Origin of the sequence: Synechococcus sp. H60.3, assembly GCF_047462295.1 — a bacterium.
Classification (GTDB): domain Bacteria; phylum Cyanobacteriota; class Cyanobacteriia; order Thermostichales; family Thermostichaceae; genus Thermostichus.
Genome location: NZ_JANSIY010000026.1, coordinates 20,499 through 22,897 on the forward strand (window position 1 = coordinate 20,499; position 2,399 = coordinate 22,897).

The window sequence follows — 2,399 nt, forward strand, 5'->3', positions numbered from 1 at the left end:
AACCGCAACAACGTGCTGGATCGGGTAATCCGCCACCGCGACGCCATCATCAGCCACCTGAACTGGGTGTGTCTGTTCCTGGGCTTCCACGCCTTCGGCTTCTACGTCCACAACGACACCATGCAGGCGCTGGGCCGTCCGCAGGACATGTTCTCGGACACCGGCATCCAACTGCAGCCCATTTTTGCCCAGTGGATTCAATCCCTGCACACCAACGCCATCGCCAGCACCGCTCCCTATGTGGGCGCTTCGGTAAGCCCCATCTTCGGCGGCGACGTGGTGGCCGTGGGTGGCAAGGTGTCCATGATGCCGATGGTGCTGGGCACGGCGGACTTCATGGTGCACCACATCCACGCCATGACCATCCACATCACGGTGTTGATCCTGCTCAAGGGGGTGCTCTTTGCCCGCTCTTCGCGCCTGATCCCCGATAAGGCCAAGCTGGGCTTCCGCTTCCCCTGCGACGGGCCAGGCCGCGGCGGCACCTGCCAGGTCTCCGGCTGGGATCACGTCTTCCTGGGGCTGTTCTGGATGTACAACGCCATCTCGATTGTGATCTTCCACTTCAGTTGGAAGATGCAGAGCGACATCTGGGGCACCGTCAACCCGGACGGCACGATTGAGCACATCACGGGCGGCAACTTTGCAGCCAGCGCCGTCAACATCAACGGCTGGTTGCGGGACTTCCTGTGGGCGCAATCGGTGCAGGTGATCAACTCCTACGGCTCGGCGCTGTCGGCCTATGGGCTGCTCTTCTTGGGCGCCCACTTCGTCTGGGCCTTCAGCTTGATGTTCCTGTTCAGCGGCCGTGGCTACTGGCAGGAGCTGATTGAGTCGATCGTTTGGGCCCACAACAAACTGAAAGTCGCTCCGGCCATTCAACCCCGCGCCCTGAGCATCATCCAGGGTCGGGCGGTCGGTGTGGCCCACTACCTGCTGGGTGGGATCGTCACCACGTGGGCGTTCTTCCTGGCACGGTTTGCCGCACTCGGCTAAGGCAAGGAGGAAGAGAGAATCATGACAACTGCAACTCGTTTTCCGCAATTCAGCCAAGACCTGGCCAGTGATCCCACCACTCGACGTCTGTGGTATGGCATTGCCACCGCCCATGACTTCGAGACCCACGATGGCATGACGGAGGAGCGGCTTTACCAAAAGCTGTTTGCCACCCACTTCGGCCATCTGGCAATCATCTTCCTGTGGGCCTCGGGCAACGTCTTCCACATCGCCTGGCAAGGCAACTACGAGCAATGGGTGGCCAACCCCACCGGCGTCACCCCCATCGCCCACGCTATCTGGGATCCCCAATTTGGCAAGGCGGCGGTGGAAGCCTTCACCCAACCTGGGGGCGGTGGCCCTGTCAACGCGGCCTACTCCGGCCTCTACTACTGGTTCAACACCATCGGCCTGCGCACCAACGGCGATCTCTACGCCGGTGCCATCGGCCTGCTGTTGTTGGCGGCGGTGTTCCTGTTTGCCGGCTGGCTGCACCTGCAGCCCCGCTTCCGGCCCAGCCTGAGCTGGTTCAAGAACGCTGAGGCCCGCCTCAACCACCACCTGGCCGGCTTGTTCGGCGTCAGCTCGCTGGCCTGGACGGGCCACCTGGTGCACGTGGCCATCCCCGAGTCGCGCGGTCAGCACGTGGGCTGGGACAACTTCCTCACCACGCTGCCCCACCCGGCGGGCCTGAAGCCCTTCTTCACCCTCAACTGGGGGGTGTATGCCCAGAACCCAGATACGGCCAACCACGTCTGGGGCACGGCAGAAGGGGCGGGCACGGCCATCCTCACCTTCTTGGGCGGCTTCAACCCCAACACCCAGTCCCTGTGGCTGACGGACATGGCCCACCACCACCTGGCCATTGCGGTCATCTTCATCGTCGCCGGCCACATGTACCGCACCAACTGGGGTATTGGCCACAGCATCCGCGAGATCCTGGGTGCCCACAACCCGCCCAAGGGTACGCCCTTCGGGGGCCTGCTGGGCGAAGGGCACAAGGGCCTCTACGACACGGTCAACAACTCCCTGCACTTCCAGTTGGCGTTGGCGCTGGCCTGCTTGGGGGTGGTGACCTCGCTGGTGGCGCAGCACATGTACGCCCTCAACCCCTACGTGTTCATGTCCATGGATCACACCACGGAAGCAGCTCTCTACACCCATCACCAGTACATTGCTGGATTCTTGATGGTGGGGGCTTTTGCCCATGGGGCCATCTTCCTGGTGCGGGACTACGATCCCGAAGCCAACAAGAACAACGTGCTGGCGCGGGTGCTGGATCACAAGGAGGCGATCATCTCCCACCTGAGCTGGGTATCGCTGTTCTTGGGCTTCCACACGCTGGGGCTGTACGTCCACAATGACGTGATGCAGGCCTTCGGCACGCCGGAGAAGCAGATCCT

General features: G+C 62.6%; 2 pseudogenes. Both read left to right on the forward strand.

From position 1 onward, the window contains the following. A pseudogene (psaA, locus tag NW841_RS04565) lies at positions 1-996 on the forward strand (photosystem I core protein PsaA); the annotation flags it as partial. A 21-nt stretch (positions 997-1,017) separates the two neighbouring features. Then, a pseudogene (gene psaB, locus NW841_RS04570) lies at positions 1,018-2,399 on the forward strand (photosystem I chlorophyll a apoprotein A2); the annotation flags it as partial.